Below are 17351 nucleotides of genomic sequence, written 5' to 3'. Positions count from 1 at the left end.
GGACGTCGCCAACGGGGTGGGCGGGTTCGACACCTGCACCGCCGAGACCGAAAGCGGTTGTGAAGCCTGAGAAGGTGACGGCTGGGGCGGATCGTCCGCCCCAGCCGGTTTCCCCGCGCACGGACAGGCGGTCTCGATTTCTGAAGTCACCTGCGCAGATGTCCGAAGTGTGGGCACATGACCTGCATATCCATTGGAAATTTCGCCGATACTACTGGAACCCCTAGAAGACGTGATCAAGATGAACGACTTCGCCGTCGAAGTCGACGTCCCCGGGCGGCTTCCGATGCTGATGGCGGATCTGTCAGGCCTGGAGTTCTGCGCGTCGGCGGCATGCTGACCACGAGGGTCAAGGCGTCTTCGCCGCGTTGTGACGTCGGTGGATGCGCTCTTGGGCGTCGGCCAGCGCCACCACGATCGCGTCGTTGTAGGGGTCGTTGCCGGATTCCGGGCTGACGCTGTCGCGGGCAGGTGCCTCTTGGCCTGACTCGTCGTCTTCCAGGGCGCGGTACAGCGTCGACCTGCCGACGCCGAGCTCGCGGGCGATTTGCGTGACGGCTTGGCCGCGCGCCCGGCGGGCCCGGGCGGCCGCGAGCACGTCCTCGGTCACCATGGCCGCCCGCGCCGCCGAAGCGGCCGGCGGCACGGGCGGCCGCCAGGCCCTCGTGTGCGCTCGCTGATGAGGCAGCGCTCCATTTCGGCGGCCATTGTCAGTTTTCGAAGTCGAGTGCACGGATGTCCGGAGTGGTCTGCACGCGCGTTGCGGGCAGAGAAGGAGACGGTGTTCCCGTGCACTTAGCTAGCCGTCATGACCTTCCTGCCACTGCCTGGCGTCACCGTGATCTCAATGGCCGGAGACCTGGAGGCCGCCAACGCCGACCGGTTGGACACCTTCATCAGCCGCTCACGCCGGCAGCCGAGCGACCACGTGGTGCTCGACCTGAGCGAAGTACCACTCCTAGGCCATTCAGGCCTGCGAGTGCTGCTCAACGTCCGGGCTCCGACCCGCCGGCACGGGGGCGACCTGCACCTGGCCGCCCTGCAGGAATCCCCCACCCGCCTGCTGACCAACACCGGAGCCAGGCCCATCCTGACCGTGCATCGCAACGTGGAACAGGCCATCCTCACGGCGCTGCGCGCCAGCCAGGACCCCCGGCGTGCGCCGTGAACGATCAGGTACCTCCTGCCCCGAAGGCTCAGCCGTCCCGAGATCGAGCACGAGTGGGCCATCGCCTCGGCCCGTGCCGAGGGCCTGCCAGTGCGGGCGGTGGCGGCTGAGGCGGGGGCGTTCGCCCTCGCGCATTCAGCAGATCGCCACGGCGGCCGCGCCGCTGCCGGAGTTGGAGGTGGCGCTGGCGCAGCTGCGTCATGCCGGGTGGCCGGCCCCGGAGGATCCCGCTGGCAGCGACGATGAGGAGCTGGACGGCCGCGACAGCATCGCCGAGCGCCTGGTCGATGAGGTGCGTTGGGTGCTGGAGTGCGCCGAATGGGTCGACCGGCTCGCCGGCGACGGGTTTCCCCCGGTGGTGAACGTGCGTCCGACCGACGACGAGGATGGCTACCACGTCGGGGTGGACTTGGCCAATCTTGATGTGAGGTGCCATGGGGCCGCCCGCCCCCTGTTCAGGTTCAGGGGGCGGGCGGCGGCGGTTCATCCGCCGGAGCGGACGAGCGGCGTGTCGACGAGGTGCTCGGCGAGGAACCACGCCTGCTTCTCGCCGACGCGGACGATGTCGGAGACGATCAGGTCGCTGGTGCCGTCGTCGCCTTGATCGGCGACGCGCGCGGCGGCGTTGTGGGCCTCGGCGAGTATGACCTCGTGCTCCTCGAGCAGCCGGGACAGCATCGCGGGGACCTCCTCGACGCCGTCGGGCGGGCGGGGGATCGCGGTGATCTCGGCGACGTGGCGGGGGTCGCCGATCGCGACGCCGCCGAGCGTCTGCACCCGCTCGGCGATGGTGTCCACCACGGCGAGCTGCTCGTCGGCATGCCGGTCCAGCAGCAGGTGGAGCTGGTAGAAGGTCTGCCCCCGGACGAGCCAGTGGTGCTTCTTGTAATGCGCGTAGAGGATCTGGGTGTCGGCGAGCAGGCGGTTGAGGCGCTGGCAGGAGTACATGCGGGCCTCATAGGAGAGGGAGAGCGGGAACTGCCGTACCGTGCCGAACGGCTGGATCTCCCGGCCGTGCTGGTGCAGCCACGGTTGGCTCATCGTGGTTCGCGTTCCGTTCGTGGTCATGTGCGGGCTTCTTTCCGGTGCGCTACTTGCCGAGGAAGGTCAGGAGAGCGTCGTTGACTTCGTCGGCGTGGGTCCAGCACAGGCCGTGCGGAGCGCCGTCGATGACGACGTACCGGCTTGCGGCGATGGCCTCGTGGGTGGGCCGTCCGCACGCCTCGATCGGCAGGATCCGGTCGGCGGTGCCGTGCATGACCAGCACCGGGATGTCGATCTTCGGCAGGTCGGCCCGGAAGTCGGTGTGCCAGGTGGCGACGCAGGCGACCGTGCCGGTGGGCGACGCGCCCACCGCGGTGTTCCAGGCGTCGCGGACGGCCTCCTCACTGATCCGTGTCCCGAGGTTCTCGTCGAGGTTGTAGAAGTTCTTGTTCCATTCGGTGAAGTAGGCCAGCCGGTCGTTGGTGAGGGCCGCGGCGATCTCGTCGAACACGTCCTGGGGAACGCCGTCGGGTGTCTCGGGGGTCTGGAGGAGGTAGGGCGGGACGCCGCCGATGATGGCGGCGCGGCGCACCCGGCCCGTCCCGTAGGTTCCGAGATACCGCGCGACTTCCCCGCCGCCCATCGAGTGGCCGGCGATGTCGAAATCGTGGAGGTCGAGGGCCTCGACCAGCGCGGCCAGGTCGGCGGCGAACGTGTCGTAGTCGTATCCGATGGACGGCTGGCTGGACTTGCCGAAGCCACGACGGTCGTAGGTGATGACCCGGTAGCCGGCGTTCAGCAGGGCTCGCTCCTGCCGTTCCCAGGCCCGGCCGCTCAGCGGGAAGCCGTGGATGAGCACGACAGGCCGCCCGGTGCCGACGTCGGTATAGTGCAGGCGGATTTCAGCGGTGTTCTCGTGTCCGACGGTGATGTACGGCATGGTCATTCCTTTCCGTTACCGCTCTCGGAGGGGGTTCTCCGAAGCGCGAAGGGCCATCGGCGGCCGATCGCGACGTGCAGGATGATCGAGGTCGACAGGGCGTTGAGGGCCGCGTGCCCGACCCAGTCGTCCGGGTCCGTGTCCGTGAGGTGCACGGTCGCGGCGATCGCATCGAGGCCGGCCGCGAGCAGCGCCGCGCCGGCGGCGGTCAGGACGAGGAGCGCCGGGCGTGCGGCGCGGCCCCGGATCCAGCCTTCGAGCAGCATTCCGAACAGGAGCCCGGCGGCGATGAAGCAGCCGGCGAGAGCGGTGATCCGCGTGGCGCCGAGCTCCAGCACGGTGCGCCCGGCGACGAAGGTGAGGACGCCGCCGCCCAGCACGGTCACGTGCGCGGCGGCCAGGCGCGCCGCGGGCGCTGTGATCAGCGCGAACGGCCAGCCGCGCCAGACGACGTGGAAGTGCACCTGCCAGGCGCCGATCGAGACGAGCGCCGCGCCGGCGTCGGCGCCGGGCACCGGCCCCTCGTGCGCCCGCACGGCCGAGCCGGGCGGTGCGTCGATCCGGACGAGCGTGCAGGAGACGGCGAGCGCGATGGCCCAGGACACGGTTACGGCGAGCAGCCCGGCGGGCAGGCGGGGCAGTCGGCGCAGTGGCCGGCCTTCGCCGACCAGCGTGAGCTGGAGCATGGCGACGAACGCCGTGCCGGCCAGGGGCAGGGTGGCCGGGAAGGTCGGCACATGGCCCGGCCCCGGGCGCGGATCGAACAGGCCTGCGGGGTCGAATCCGCCGACGACGGCCTGTCCGATCCCGGCCAGGACGACGGCGCCGGCGGCGATCAGCACGGTGTCGGCCCATCCCGACCATGCGGCCCGCAGCCGCGTCCCGGGCCAGCCGTTCCACCAGAACGCGACCATGGCGATGAGCGGTAGCGCGAAGGTGACGAGCGGTCCGATCACGACGACCGAGCCGTCGCCGCCCGCGCCGATGGCGAGCGCCGCCGCGACGGGGAGGACGAGCACCAGCCCGCGCAGCCCGAGTGCGGGCTGCGGGTGCCGGGCGTCCCGGTACGGGCCACCCCCGAGAGGCCCGTACCGGGACGGCTCGCCTCCGGACGGCTCCAGCGGGGTCGCCGCCGGGCCGGGTTCCGTCGGCTTGATGGACGTCATCGTCGTCACTCGCCGTCCGCCGGATCCATGACCAGCTCGGGCGTCATGGGCAGCGTGCGGATCCGGCGGCCGATCGCGTGGAAGACGGCGTTGGCGATGGCCGCGGCGACGCCGACCTGGCCGATCTCACCCACGCCCTTGGCGCCGAGCGGGCCGACCACGGCGTCGTCCACCTCGACGAAGTCGACGGTGACGTCCGGAGCGTCTGCGTTGACGGGGACGAGGTACTCGGCCAGGTTGGTCGCGGCCCAGCGGCCGTGGCGCGGATCCATGCGGTTGCCCTCCAGGAGGGTCTGGCTCATGCCCCAGAGCATGCCGCCCATCAGCTGGCTGCGGGCGAGGAGCGGGTTGAGCACCCGTCCGGGCGCGAACGCGCCGGCCAGCCGGCGGACCCGGACCAGGCCGAGCCGGGGATCCACCGCCACCTCGGCGAACTGGGCGCCGAAGGTGAGCAGGCCGTGCGGGGTGTCGTGCGGTGGCGGGCGCCAGGTACCGGTCGCCTCGGCGTCGGACATGTGGTTGCGCGCGAGGAGGTCGCGGTAGCCGTCGACGGCGCCGGGCCGCTCCGACGAAGTGAGGCGGCCGTCGGTCACGGTCACCGAGGCCGGCCCGACGCCGTGCAGCGGCGATCCGGGGTCGTCGACGGCCAGGGCGATGAGCTGCTCACGCAACGCGGTGCCGGCGGCGTGCACGGCGGAGCCGACCATGCCGGCACCGGCGGAGCCCACCGCGGCCGAGCTGTTCGGCAGCTCCGTGTCGCCCGCTTCGAACCGTACGTCGCGCAGCGGTACGCCGAGCGCGTCCGCGCCCACCTGGGTGGCCATCGTCAGCACACCGGTGCCGAACTCCTGGGTCGAGGTCTGCACGGTCGCGCTGCCGTCGGCGAGAATGCGGGCCCGGGCGCGCTGCGGCGGCATGAAGAACGCGATCGGGTAGGCAGCGGCCGCCATTCCGGTGCCGATCAGCCAGTCGCCATCGCGGGTGGTGCGCGGCTCAGGGGTCCGCCGTGTCCAGCCGAACCGCTCGGCGCCGAGGCGGAGGCACTCGGCCAGCCCGTCGCTGGACCAGGGGTTGCCCTGGGGGTCGGCCGGCGCGCGGTTGCGCAGCCGCAGCTCGACCGGGTCGGTTGCGGTGGCGTAGGCGAGTTCGTCCATCGCCGTTTCGAGCACGTAGACGCCGAGGGTTTCGCCGGGGCCGCGGGTGAAGGTCGGTGTCATCGTGTTACCTCGGACGAGGCGGTGCACCCCCAGGTAGTCGTCGCAGACGTACAGCTGCGAGGAGACGCCGGTCGCGGGCTCGGCCCAGTCGTCGAACGGCGAGGTGATCGACAGCTTCTCGTGCCGGATGGCGGTCAGCCGGCCGTCCGCGGCGGCGCCGAGGGTGATGCGCTGTTCCTGCTCCTCGCGGTGCCCGCTGGAGGTGAACGCCTGTGGCCGGGTGAGCATCAGCTTGACGGGCCGGCCGACGTGGCGGGCGGCGATCGCGGTGAGCGTCGTGTGGGGCCAGACCATCGCCTTGGAACCGAATCCGCCGCCGACGAAGTGGGTGATGACCCGGACATCCGCGATGGGCAGCCCGAGCAGCGCGGCCACGGTCTGCTGGGTGGCCCGGATCCCCATCGTGGAGTCGTACAGCGTCAGTCGCCCGTCCTCCCAGACGGCGACCGTCGACGGAGCCTCCAGCGCGTTGTGGTGGTTGGCCGCCATCCGGTAGGCGGCGTCGATCCGCACCTCGGCGCGCGCCAGCCCCGCGTCGACGTCGCCGCGCTCGTTGCGGCCCGGCATGAGCCCGCCGAACAGCCGCTCCGCCTCGTAGGCCTGGTCGCGTCCCTGCTCGATCGTGGCGACCGCCGGGGCGGTCGCGTAGGAAACGTGCACCAGGGACGCCGCGTGATGGGCTTGCTCGTACGACTCGGCGACGACGAGGGCCACCGGCTGTCCGGCGTAGTGGATGGTGTCGTCCTGCATCGGGAAGAAGGTCTCGCCGGGTGCCGCACGGCCCAGCAGCGATGGCAGCAGCGGTGGTTGTGCGACGACTTTCGGCAGGTCGCGGTGGGTGAGCACGGCCAGGACGCCTTCGGCCTCGAGCGCCTCCGCCGTGTCGGCGGCGACCATGCGGCCATGCGCGATCGTCGCGCCGACGATCGCGAGATGGGCGGTCCCGGGCAGGGAGATCTCGGCGGAGTAGCGGGCGGTGCCGGTGACTTTCGCCGGGCCGTCCACCCTCGTGACAGGCATTCCGACCGCAGTCATGGCCGGGCTCCCTTCAGGGTGTGGGAGAGAGCGCGCACCATCGCGCGCCGCGTCACTTCGATCTTGAACGCGTTGTGCTCGCGGGCGACCGCGTGCGCCAGTTCGGCGGACGCGGCCCGGCCGAACGCCGCCTCGTCCGCCGGGCCGCCGATGAGCGCCGCCTCCGCGCGCCGCGCCCGCCACGGCTTGGTGCCGACGCCGCCGAGGGCGAGGCGGACGTCGGTGACGATGCCGTCGTCGGTTTCGAGCGCCGCCGCGACCGACACGAGCGCGAACTCGTACGACTGCCGGTCGCGGAACTTCAGGTAGGTCGAGCGGGCGGCGACCGGCGCGCCGGGAACGGCGATCCCGACGATCAGCTCGCCGCGGGCGAGCGGCTGTTCGGTCTCGGGTGTCGTGCCCGGGAGCAGGAAGAAGTCGTCGGACGGGATCGCGCGCTCGCCGTCCGGTCCCATCGTCTGGATGACGGCGTCGAGCGCCACGAGCGCCACCGCGACATCGGAGGGGTGCGTGGCGATGCAGCGCTCGCTCGTGCCGAGGATCGCGTGCCCGCGGTTCCACCCGTCCAGGGCCGCGCAGCCCGAGCCCGGCTCGCGCTTGTTGCAGGGGGAGACTCCGTCGCGGAAGTAGGCGCAGCGGGTGCGCTGGCGCAGGTTCCCCCCGATGGACGCCATGTTGCGCAGCTGCTGTGAGGCGCTGAGCAGCAGGGCTTGGGAGATGGCCGGGTAACGCCGTACCACGCTCGGCGCGCGGGCCACGTCGCTCATCCTCGCGAGCGCGCCGATGAGCAGGCCGCCGCCGGGCCCGCCCTCGACGGCGGACAGCGGCAGGTCGTTGATGTCGACGAGGTGGCGGGTGCCGGACATGCCGGCCCGGATGAGGTCCACCTCGGTCGTCCCGCCGGCGAGGAACGCGCTGTCGGGATTCGCCGCCGCGAGGGCGATCGCGTCGTCGATGTCTGTGGCGCGGCTGTAGGTCAGCGGCCTCATGCGGCACCGTCCCGGTGGTCGCGGACCTCGCGGATCGCGGCACGGATGTTCGGATACGCCGCGCAGCGGCAGATGTTGCCGCTCATGAACTCGGCGATGTCCTCGTCGGTCGCGGCGTTGCCCTCCTCGAGCAGCTTGATCGCCGACATGATCTGTCCAGGCGTGCAGTAACCGCACTGGAAGGCGTCGTGCCGGATGAAGGAGCGCTGCATCGGGTGCAGATCGTCGCCGTCGGCCACCCCCTCGATCGTGACGACCTCGTGGCCGGAGGCGGCGATCGCCAGGGTCAGGCAGGCGAGCACCCTCCGCCCGTTGACCCACACGGTGCAGGCACCGCACGTGCCCTGGTCGCAGCCCTTCTTGCTGCCGGTCAGGCCGAGCTGCTCGCGCAGCGCGTCGAGCAGGCTGGTGCGCGGCTCGATTTCGACCAGGCGGCGGACGCCGTTGACGTCGAGCGGCACCGGTACGGGATCCGGCCCGCAGATACCGTGGCGGGCTTCGATGGCGGTCATGGCGGTTCCTCCCATCGTGTTCGTGAACGATCGGTAGTTGGTCGGCCGACCTGGAGGGCGGCGCGTTGCGGTCCTGACGGCGAGCCGCCGGCTGTGGTTCGACGGTACGAACGGGGAGCGGGAGCTAGCGTGCGTCACATGACGTATTCGCGGGCGATCAGCGTGGCGAGTTCGGTTCGCGAGCCGACGCCGAGCTTCGGGTAGATCCGGTAGAGGTGGGTGCTGATCGTCCGCGGCGACAGGAAGAGCCGGCTCGCGATCTCCCGGTTGGTCAGCCCCTCCGCCACCAGCCGGGCGACCTGGAGCTCCTGTGGTGTGAGCCGATCGATCTCGTCGGCAGAGCGGCGCCGGGTCTCGCCGGAGGCGCGCAACTCGGTGTGCGCGCGATCGGCCCACGGCCGCGCGCCCAGCGCGCCGAACGTCTCGGCGGCGGCACGCAGCACGGCCCTCGCGGCGGACGGGCGACCGCGCCGCAGCCGGATGCCGAGGGCCAGCTGGAGGCGGGCGCGTTCGAAGGGCCACTCGGTGAGGTCGGCGTCGAGCGCCGCCCGCAACGCCCCTTCCGCCTCCGCGTCCGGTACCAGCAGCGCCTTCGCGCAGTGCAGATTCGCACGCAGCAACGGTGAGGCGCCGGTGGCGCCGATCGGCTCCAGCTGGCGGACGCGCGCCGCCACCCGGTCGCGGCGGCCGCAGTGTGCCCCGGCCTCGGCCAGATGGGCGAGCACTGAGAACCGGGCGTACGGGTGGTAACCGGCTGCGGACGGGGTGAAAACGGCGTCGAGCTCGTCGTGGGCCTCGGCATGGCGCCCATCGGCGAGCGCGGCGACGCCGCGGGCGATCCGGACCAGGCACAGCAGGGGGTGCGCGCCGTTCGCGAGGAGCGCGCGTTCGCATTGCGCCGTGATGGCGCGCACGGCCTCGCGGTCGCCGCGCAGGGCCTCCGCGTGCGCGCGGTTGAGCATGACGGGCACGACGAAGTTGAGCTGGCGGGTCTCGATCGCGAGCGCCTCGGCCTCGGCCGCCGCGGTGCGTCCGAGGAAGGCGTCGCCCCGCTGCACCGCGCACCAGGTCTGATGGGCGAGTGCCCAGGTCAGCGAGACGAGGTTGCCCTCCCGGCGGTTCCGCGCGGCCCCTTCGGCGGCCAGCCGCGCCGCCGCCCCGAGCGCGCCGACGCCGGTCGCGACGGCGGCGAGGCCCGCCAGTTCCGTCCCGGTGAGGCCCGGCCCTTCCAGCAGGGCGTTCAGCCGCTCGACCACCACCGCGCCCCGTTGGACCGGCGCGGACAGGCCGAGGGTCGTGACCAGCCGCGGCGTCAGCGGCGGCAGGTCGAGACGTTCGAGCAGTGCGACGATCTCGTTCCGCAGGTCGTCGTCGAGGTCGGAGAAGTACGTACGCACCGCGACGCGGTCGAGGACCTCCAGCGCCCGTTCGTCCCGGCCGGACCGCCGCAGCCGCTCGGCGGCGGCGAGATGGCCGGGCAGACGCGCCGCACCCGACCAGACACCGACCTCGATGTCCGACAGCCACTGCAGGACGACGCGGTCCTCGGCGGGCAGGTCGTCGGCGGCGATCGTGCGCAGCAGCCGTTCCACGCCCTGGCGGTCGGCGAGTTCCAGCGTCGCCTCCAGTGCCCGCAGCAGCAGGCTCGCGCGCCGGCCGCGGTCCCCGGTCAGCCGGGCGGCCTGCTCCCAGGTCCGCGCCGCCTCGCCGGACGCACCGCGCCGGTGCAGCCGGCCGGCGAGATCCTCCAGGTCGGCGGAGACGCGCTCGTCCGTGCCGACGGTGGCCGCCGCCCGGTGCCGCACCGCGCGATCGGGATCGCTGATCGCGCGGGCGAGCGCGGCGTGCGCCCGCTGCCGCCGGGACGGTCCGGCCTGCTGCCGGATCGCCGACCGGATCAGGGGATGGCGGAAACGGAGCTGGAAGGCGTCGTCCACGTCGACCAGGCGAGCGGCGACGGCCGGTTCCAGGTCCTCCACCGCCGGTCCGGGGGCCGACAGGGCGCCGCCGGCCGCGAGGATCTCATCGAGCCGGTCCGCTTCGTTCAGCGCGGCCACCAGCAGGAGCGCGCGGGTCGCCGCGGGCAGTTCCGCGACGGCGGCGCCGAAGGTGCGCTCCATCCGGGCCGTCAGCGGCAGCGTGGCCGGCAGCATGCCCTTCTCGCCGATCCGGGCCGCGACCGCCGCGAGTTCGGTGAGGGCCAGCGGATTGCCGGCCGCTTCGGCCAGCACCCGGGCGTGCAGCGGCGGTGCCAGGCCGGGCGCGCGCTCGTCCAGCAGCGCGGTCGCGGCCTCGTCCGGCAGTGGCTCCACCCACAGCTCGGCCACCGGCAGGCCGGCGAGCCGGGACTCCGTCTCCGGGCCGTCCCGCATCGCCATGACCAGCACGACCGGGTCCGCGGACAGGCGCCGCCCGACGAACGCCAGGGCCTCCCAGCTCGGCGCGTCCAGCCACTGCGCGTCGTCCACCAGAAGCAGCAGCAGCCGCCGCGACGACCGCGCGGCCGCTGCCGCGAGCAGGGCCAGGGCGAGCTGGAAGTGGTACTGCTCCCGGCCGCCGTCCGGCCGCGGCGGCACGGTGCCGCCGAGCAGGTCGAGCAGCGTGTGGGCCGCGGCGAAGGGAAGCCGGAACTCGGCCTGCACGGCGGTGAGGGAGACCGTCTCGATGCCCAGGTCCGCCGCCTCCTCCGCAGCGGCGCGGAGCAGGGACGACTTGCCGATTCCCGCTCCACCGCGTACGACGAGCACCGCGTCTCCGCCCTGCGGGTCGGCGAGGAGCTTGCGCAGCGAGGCCAGTTCTGATTCGCGCCCGCGCAGGCGCGGGACGATCGGATCGGATTCGGAGATTGTCACGGTTCCGTCCAGTTCATTCCGATGACTCTCCGCCGGCCCACCGGTGGGAAGGCGGCCATGCGGAACTGCCCCAATGATCGGGTCAGAGCGTCTGGACTCGTATCCGCCAGTGCACAGCGCACATGGCCGGTCCGCTGGTGTCGGGCCCGCCGGGCGACGAACCGCTACGGCAGGGCGCGATCCAGTTGAGTGCGCGAGGTTATGCCGAGCTTGGCGAAGACCTTGCTCAGGTGGTACTGGACGGTCCGGGCGCTGATGAACAGCCGGGAGGCGATCTCCGGATTCGACAGCCCGTCGCGAGCCAGCCGTGCGATCTGGGCCTCCTGGGCGGTCAGCTCGCCCGTCGCCTGGACGGTGCGCTTACGGGCGGTCTCGCCGGTGGCCAGCAGCTCACGGCGAGCCCGTTCGGCGAACCCCTCCAAGCCCATCATCTCCAGCATGTTCGCGGCCGTGCGCAGCTGGTCGCGCGCTTCGCCGCGGCGGCGCCGCCGGCGCAGCCACTCGCCGTACAGAAGATGTGTGCGGGCGAGTTCGGTGACGACGCGGGTCCGGCCGAGGCACACCAGCGCCTTCCGGTAGAGGCCCTCGGCGACGTCGCCCTCCGCCAGCAGGGCCTGCGACCGTGCTTCGACCCCGAGCGCCCAGTTGGTGCCGCTGGCGCCTGTCATCTCGGTGAGCCAGCGGCAGATGTCGGCCGCGGTGTCGTTCTCGTTACTGCGTACGGCCGCTTCGATGAGCTCGGCCGCCGCCCAGTTCGCCACGCCCGGGTACCGCATGCTCGGGTACTGCTGGTAACGCAGGGCCGCATGGGCCGCCGCCATCGCCTCGGGATATTCGCCGAGTCCGTTGTGGAGGACCGCGTTCGCCCACGTGGCGACGGCCGCCCCGATGCCTTCGCCGCGCAGGATGACGTCCCTGCCCGTGGACTCGATCAACGCGAGGGCTTCGGCCCGGCTGCCCCGGAACGCGGCGAGGGCCATGGCGCTGTAGGGCGCGATGTTCCCGCCCGTCGCCTCCGCCACCGCCCGTCCCTCATCGGTCAGCGAGGTTGCGGTGGCCAGATCGCCGGTGAACAGCAGCATGTAGGCGCGTGTGCTGAGCGCGAGTGGAAGCTCGCTCAGCGCGCCCGCCGTACGGGCGAGGTGGACGTACCGGGCGGACAGGGTCTCCCAGCGTCCGTCGTCCCAGAGGTGGAGGGCGGCTTCAGTGATCAGCCACAGCCAGCGCAGCTCCTCGTCCGCGGACATGCCCTCGCCGAAGGACGCCAGCGCCTGCCGGAGGGGCGGCACTCCAGCCGCGTATCCGTCGGTGAAGTTCGCCGCCAGGCCGGAGAGCAGGAGATCGGGGGAGCGCGGGACGTCCAGGGGCTGCGGCGCCGTCGAGGCGGCGCGGGCCACGTCGAGGGCACCGCCGCCGGGGCTCGCCAGGTGGCCTGCGAACATCGTGGCCGAAAGCGCGTCCAGATAGGTCTCGCGGGCAAGTCCCGGATCGGTCGTCGCCAGCCGTCCGGCGGCTCGGACCAGCAGCAGCGGAGCGTCGCCGCCCCGGCTGGTGACGAAGGTGAGGTGGGCGCGGAGCAGATCGACGCGAGCGAGCAGGTGCTCCTCCAGCGGCCCGGCCTCGGCCACGGTCAGCAGCTGCTGCGCCGCTTCGAACGCGCCGGCCTGGAACTTGGCGAGCGCGGCGTCCAGCGCTCGCGCCGTCCGGCGGACCGGGTCGGGCGTGAGCGTCGCCGCGCGTTCGAGGAACGCCGCCGCCGCGGCGAGCCCGCCCCGGGCCCGCGCCCGCGTGGCGGAATGCTCCAGCTCGCCGGCGACGTCCTCGTTCGGGCCGGTGGCGGCCTGGGCCCGATGCCAGGCGCGGCGGTCGCCGTCACGCCGGGGGTCGGTGACCTCGGCGAGGGCGCCGTGCACGGCCTGCCGCTGCGCGGCCGGCTGCGACCAGTAGGCCACCGAGCGCACCAGGGGGTGGCGGAAGCGCACCCGGGTCCCGAACTCGGCCAGATCCGCCTCGGTCACGGGCCCTTCGGCCTCGCCGCCGACGCCGAGACGCTCGGCCGCACACGCCACGAGCACCGGGTCTCCCGTCGGATCGGCCGCGGCGAGCAGCAGCAGGCGCCGGCTCTTCGCCGGGAGGGCCTCGATCCGGTGCCGGAAGATCTGCTCGACGTCGCCCGCGAGCCGCAGGGCGCCGGGGAGGCCGAACCCGCCCGCCAGTTCCGCCGCCGTCAGGCCGCGGGGCAGTTCCAGCAGTGCCAGCGGGTTGCCCTGCGCCTCGGCGATGATCTGATCGCGGACCCGCACGTCCAGTGGCCCGGCCATCGCCGACTCCAGCAATGTGCGCGCGTCTGCCGCGGGCAGTCCTCCGATCGCCAGCTCCGCCAATCCCGCCAGGCCGTCGCCGAGGACGCGGGCCGCGAACACCATGCCGACAGACTCGGCGCCCAGCCGGCGGGCGACGAACGCGAGAACCTGCGCCGAGGCGCCGTCGAGCCATTGCTGATCGTCCACCAGACACAGCAGCGGCCGCTTTTCGGCTATGTCGGACAGCAGGCTCAGGACCGCGAGGCCGACCAGGAACAGGTCCGGTGCCGGCCCCTCCCGCATTCCGAACGCGGTCCGCAGGGCGTTCCGCTGGGGCGCCGGAAGACCTTCGAGGTGATCGGTCATCGGCGCGCACAACTGGTGCAGGCCCGCGAAGGCCAGCTCCATCTCTGACTGGACGCCGGACACTCGGACGACGCGGCAGCCCGATGCCCGCCCGGCCGTGTACTCCAGCAGCGCGGTCTTCCCGGTGCCCGCCAAGCCGTGCAGGACCAGAGCCCGGCTCTCACCCGCGCGAATATCCTCGACCAGGCGGTCGAGCGGTTCGCGCTCGGCGCGGCGGCCCACGAGCGGAATCGGACGCTCACCTCGGGGCCGTGTCAGCACACGGACGACTTTACATAGCAGGCATTCTCGGAGATAACACCAGTTAAGCCGCACAGCGGGCATGACCCGTGCCAACGGCCCACGGACCATCCCGCGGAAATAGGATCGGGGTCGTTCGGCAGTACGTGATCGTGACGGAATAACGCTGACGCGATGCCCGCTGTAAGGACCGGTAAAGACACGAGGGGGAGAACATGGCAACCGAGAGGGCACTGCTCGCGGGCGGCTGCTTCTGGGGTATGGAAGAGCTGTTCCGCCGGCAGCCCGGAGTGGTCCGCACGCGGGTCGGCTACAGCGGCGGCGACGTGCCCAACGCCACCTACCGCAACCACGGCTCCCACGCCGAGACCATCGAGGTCGTCTACGACCCCGCCGAGACCGACTTCCGGGCGCTGCTCGAATTCTTCTTCCAGATCCACGACCCCACGACCGTGAACCGGCAGGGCAACGACATCGGCGCGAGCTACCGCTCCGCGATTTTCTACACCTCGGACGAGCAGCGGAAGGTCGCTGAGGACACCATCGCCGACGTCGACGCCTCCGGCCTGTGGCCGGGCAAGGTCGTCACCGAGGTGACCGCCGCCGGCGACTTTTGGGAAGCAGAGCCGGAGCACCAGGACTACCTGCAGAAGTTCCCGAACGGCTACACGTGCCACTTCCCCCGGCCCGGCTGGAGGCTGCCCAAGCGAACCGCCAGAGCCTGACGCCGCGGGACGGCGGGTCGTCGGCGCGTGACGACCCGCCGTCAAGGCGGACGGCGTACACGGTCGCAGCGCCATGGTCGCCATCCTCAGGAGTTGGTGAGTCGTTGGTGCAGCTCGAAGGCATTACGCTCGACGCGGTTGCGCAGTAGCGTGCCGTCAGGGTGGACATCCCACACGGCTGTGCCGGTGAGGTGCACCGGTCGGCCATCGGGCTCGAGGCCGACGATGCCGTTGTTGCGCCCGGTCAACTCCCACAGCGAGCAGACCCGGGTTCCATCGGAGTTCTGGAACGTCTCGACGACGGTGAATTCCAAGTCGTGGACCGCGCCCAGAAAGCCCTCCACCCAGGTCTTGAACGCGGCTCGGCCGCGGATCTCGGAGCCGGCGTTGACGATCACAAAGTCCTCGTGGACGAGTTCGTCCACTGCTTCGGGGGCACGTGCTTGCCAGACCCGCGCCCAGAAGTTCTCGACCGCGGCGACTCCATCGACGATGCTCATGGCTGTCCTCCTTCAGCTCGGCTGAGTTGCGAACAGCAATCTAGGTCGTCTGAGTAGTGATATGCAAGTCAGGCCTCTATGCTGAGTGCATGGCCAAGACGCTCGGCAAGGAGTCGACCTGCTCGATCGCGCGCAGCCTTGAGGCGGTGGGCGACACGTGGACGCTGCTCATCATCCGCGAGGCGATGCTCACCGGAGCCACACGCTTCCGGGAGTTCCGTGAGGCCCTCGGTGTCGCGCCCAACATCTTGTCCAAGCGGTTGGAGAAGATCGTCGAGGACGGTCTGATGGAGCGGCGAACGTACCAGGAGCCGGGTTCGCGTTCGCGCGACGAGTATGTGCTCACCGAGTCCGGCCGTGCGCTCACGCTTGTCATCGGGGCTCTCGCGGATTGGGGACGCATCCATCGCCCGCGCCCGGACGGCACTTCTCCGTGCTTCACCGGCGAGGAGACGGGCATGGTGGCCCGGCTCGGCTTCGTCACCGTCGACGGCGAGTTCGTCCCGCCCGCGGAACTGGTCGCTCAGCGCACGCCGGATACGCGACTCGCGGCGTCCTGAGGTGCCCCGCCGTCAGTGTCGGCTCTGATCGGCTCGCCCCTCTCGGCACGGCCGGCGACTCCGACAACGCCGCCGCGGAGGCAGTCAACGCCACTTTGAAACGCGAGACGCTGCAGGGCGCCAAGCGTCCTCGGCGTGTGAGGCCCGCCTGGCCGTCTTCAAATGGATCACCCGCTACAGAACTCGCAGGGAGACATCCACCCTCGGCTACCTCAGCCCGATCGACTACGAGCAGCAGAGCACCGATAAGGTGCTGCTCGCCGCATAACGACCGGTGTCCACACTCGGGGCGAGCCCCGTCGGCGGACCGGGGCCTGACTGGTGGACGATGATCTCCTTGGGACCGTGCCACTTCATCAGGGCCACATCCGCCTTGCTGTTTCAGAAGTGACTTGAGTGGCTGAGTCGCCGCTCGGGTGTCGGAGATCCACGCATGAAGAGGTCTCAGGTAGACGGGGTGTCGGTGACAACCGCGCCATGAACACCGCTGAAGTGTCCAGTTTCCTGAACGCTCCGGTTGCGGGGGTCTCTGGTCGTGGACATGGTGTCGTGGCGGCGGAAACGTCGGGTGCCGGCTCGGGTGACCCGGGCGGCGTGGCGGTTGGAGCAAGCAGGCCTGGTAAATGTCCGGCACCTCGCGGAATGTGGCAGCTGGCTATGAGCAGTTTGCGCTACTCACCCTGCAGTCCAGACGCCATACCGTCGCCGGGGCTGGTGTACCTGGGTGCGCATCGACCGGACACCGACGCTGCCGACGCAGGTGCCCGAGACGGGAACGCCCTCAGGGTTGTGATCGGGGCCGGCGCTCGACCGGTTCTTAGATAATCAGCGTTATCTAGCGGATCACGTACCGGGCGCGAGATGGACGGCCGTCGTCCGGCACGGAGGCTTCGCCTCCCGGTTATCTGGCAACTCGGCGGATGGTGGAGGGTACCGAATGGATCCAGTCATCGCCGAGCAGCTCGGCCGCACCCACCCGCTCGCCCGGCACCTCGACGACTTCCTCACCGACGTGGCCAACGCCGGCGCCTCCGCGCACACCCGGCGGCCTACCGCGGCGACCTGATCGCCTTCGCCGTCCACCACGGCGAGGAGATCGCCGAGCTGACCGCCGCGCCCGTTCGGGCCTACCTGACCGAGCTCGCCGACCTATCGCCAGCCAGCCGCAAGCGCAAGCGCGCCGCCGTCGCCTCCTTCAAGTGGGCCGTCCGGCACGACCTCCTGGATGCCAACCCGATGGACCGGATCGACACCGTCAAGGTGCCCAAGAACCTGCCCCGCCCGCGCCTCCGAAGTATGCGACCTGTACGTGGAGGACCTCGACCTGCGCCTGGACGACGAACACGTCCGCATCCACGGCAAGGGCGGCAGTGTACGCACCGTCCTGCTGGACGACCGCGGCTACGTCGCCCTGCTCAAGCTCCACCTGGCCCGCGCCGGCTACACCGCCGGGCCGCTGTTTCGCGCCTCGATCAACGGCCGCCGTGCGCCGCCGCCAAGATCCGCGCCGCCCGCCGACGCCACGACCGGGCAACACGCTGAAGAACCTTCATGGCCAAGAGCGACCTCACTCGCTGCGACCAAGATCCTTCTCAGCGCCAACGGCTGTCCGCCAGTTCCTCGCCCCCGGCACTCGCGGCGGTCGCCGCCCACCGACCCCGAACGGAGACCCCGTGAACCAGGACGACGAACGGCACCTCCGCAGAGCCATCGAGCCGGCCGCCTCCGCGCGGCAGGCCGGCAACCCGCCCTTCGGGTCGCTGCTGGTGAGCCAGGACGGCACGGTGATCGCCG

The 17351-nt window shown here is 71.6% G+C and carries 14 protein-coding genes and 1 pseudogene; 5 read left to right on the top strand and 10 right to left on the bottom strand.

Annotated features, from left to right (window positions below; translation table 11 throughout):
* Positions 1–349 precede the first annotated feature (349 nt).
* The gene (locus ACTMTF_RS48810; RefSeq protein ID WP_441116938.1) at positions 350–613 is read right to left on the bottom strand and encodes a helix-turn-helix domain-containing protein; all 264 of its coding nucleotides are present in this window, start codon (positions 611–613) and stop codon (positions 350–352) included.
* A 195-nt stretch (positions 614–808) separates the two neighbouring features.
* Between ACTMTF_RS48810 and ACTMTF_RS48805 the strand changes: the two genes are divergently transcribed.
* On the top strand, positions 809–1168 hold the full coding sequence (locus ACTMTF_RS48805) for an STAS domain-containing protein (protein WP_441116937.1): 360 nt from the start codon (positions 809–811) through the stop codon (positions 1166–1168).
* Positions 1169–1651: 483 nt separating this feature from the next.
* Here the strand turns inward: ACTMTF_RS48805 and ACTMTF_RS48800 are convergent, their stop codons facing one another.
* From ACTMTF_RS48800 to ACTMTF_RS48765, 8 genes are all read right to left on the bottom strand, one after another.
* Positions 1652–2236: a Dps family protein gene (locus tag ACTMTF_RS48800; RefSeq protein ID WP_441116936.1), complete on the bottom strand. Its 585-nt coding sequence runs from the start codon at positions 2234–2236 to the stop codon at positions 1652–1654.
* Between the two features lie 22 nt (positions 2237–2258).
* Positions 2259–3092, bottom strand: coding sequence for an alpha/beta fold hydrolase (locus tag ACTMTF_RS48795; protein ID WP_441116935.1), 834 nt, complete (start codon positions 3090–3092; stop codon positions 2259–2261).
* 2 nt (positions 3093–3094) lie between these two features.
* A complete protein-coding gene (locus ACTMTF_RS48790) occupies positions 3095–4258 on the bottom strand; it encodes a hypothetical protein (RefSeq protein WP_441116934.1) in 1164 nt (387 codons plus the stop codon).
* A 5-nt stretch (positions 4259–4263) separates the two neighbouring features.
* Entirely contained in the window at positions 4264–6510 is a 2247-nt protein-coding gene (locus ACTMTF_RS48785) for a xanthine dehydrogenase family protein molybdopterin-binding subunit (protein ID WP_441116933.1), read from the bottom strand.
* Entirely contained in the window at positions 6507–7499 is a 993-nt protein-coding gene (locus ACTMTF_RS48780; RefSeq protein WP_441116932.1) for an FAD binding domain-containing protein, read from the bottom strand. Before ACTMTF_RS48780 ends, ACTMTF_RS48785 begins: the two co-directional genes overlap by 4 nt.
* Positions 7496–8011 (bottom strand): (2Fe-2S)-binding protein, encoded by a 516-nt coding sequence (locus ACTMTF_RS48775; protein WP_441116931.1) that lies wholly within the window; start codon positions 8009–8011, stop codon positions 7496–7498. The genes ACTMTF_RS48780 and ACTMTF_RS48775 overlap by 4 nt, the downstream gene beginning before the upstream one ends.
* Positions 8012–8145: 134 nt before the next feature.
* The gene (locus ACTMTF_RS48770) at positions 8146–10863 is read right to left on the bottom strand and encodes a LuxR C-terminal-related transcriptional regulator (RefSeq protein WP_441116930.1); all 2718 of its coding nucleotides are present in this window, start codon (positions 10861–10863) and stop codon (positions 8146–8148) included.
* 164 nt (positions 10864–11027) lie between these two features.
* Complete coding sequence (locus ACTMTF_RS48765) at positions 11028–13793, bottom strand: ATP-binding protein (RefSeq protein ID WP_441116929.1); 2766 nt, start codon at positions 13791–13793, stop codon at positions 11028–11030.
* A 194-nt stretch (positions 13794–13987) separates the two neighbouring features.
* Between ACTMTF_RS48765 and msrA the strand changes: the two genes are divergently transcribed.
* On the top strand, positions 13988–14497 hold the full coding sequence (gene msrA, locus ACTMTF_RS48760; protein WP_441116928.1) for a peptide-methionine (S)-S-oxide reductase MsrA: 510 nt from the start codon (positions 13988–13990) through the stop codon (positions 14495–14497).
* A gap of 86 nt (positions 14498–14583) precedes the next feature.
* On the opposite strand, the gene ACTMTF_RS48755 is transcribed toward msrA, so the two are convergent.
* Positions 14584–14997: an ester cyclase gene (locus tag ACTMTF_RS48755; protein WP_441116927.1), complete on the bottom strand. Its 414-nt coding sequence runs from the start codon at positions 14995–14997 to the stop codon at positions 14584–14586.
* Between the two features lie 89 nt (positions 14998–15086).
* Between ACTMTF_RS48755 and ACTMTF_RS48750 the strand changes: the two genes are divergently transcribed.
* From ACTMTF_RS48750 to ACTMTF_RS48740, 3 genes and pseudogenes are all read left to right on the top strand, one after another.
* Positions 15087–15557, top strand: coding sequence for a winged helix-turn-helix transcriptional regulator (locus ACTMTF_RS48750; RefSeq protein WP_441116926.1), 471 nt, complete (start codon positions 15087–15089; stop codon positions 15555–15557).
* A gap of 44 nt (positions 15558–15601) precedes the next feature.
* Positions 15602–15825: pseudogene (locus ACTMTF_RS48745) on the top strand (integrase core domain-containing protein); the annotation flags it as partial.
* A 669-nt stretch (positions 15826–16494) separates the two neighbouring features.
* Positions 16495–16623, top strand: coding sequence for a hypothetical protein (locus tag ACTMTF_RS48740; protein WP_441116925.1), 129 nt, complete (start codon positions 16495–16497; stop codon positions 16621–16623).
* Positions 16624–17351 lie beyond the last annotated feature (728 nt).

This window comes from Nonomuraea sp. ZG12, assembly GCF_052068115.1.
Classification (GTDB): Bacteria; Actinomycetota; Actinomycetes; order Streptosporangiales; family Streptosporangiaceae; genus Nonomuraea.
This window is presented reverse-complemented; position numbering and strand designations above follow the sequence as displayed.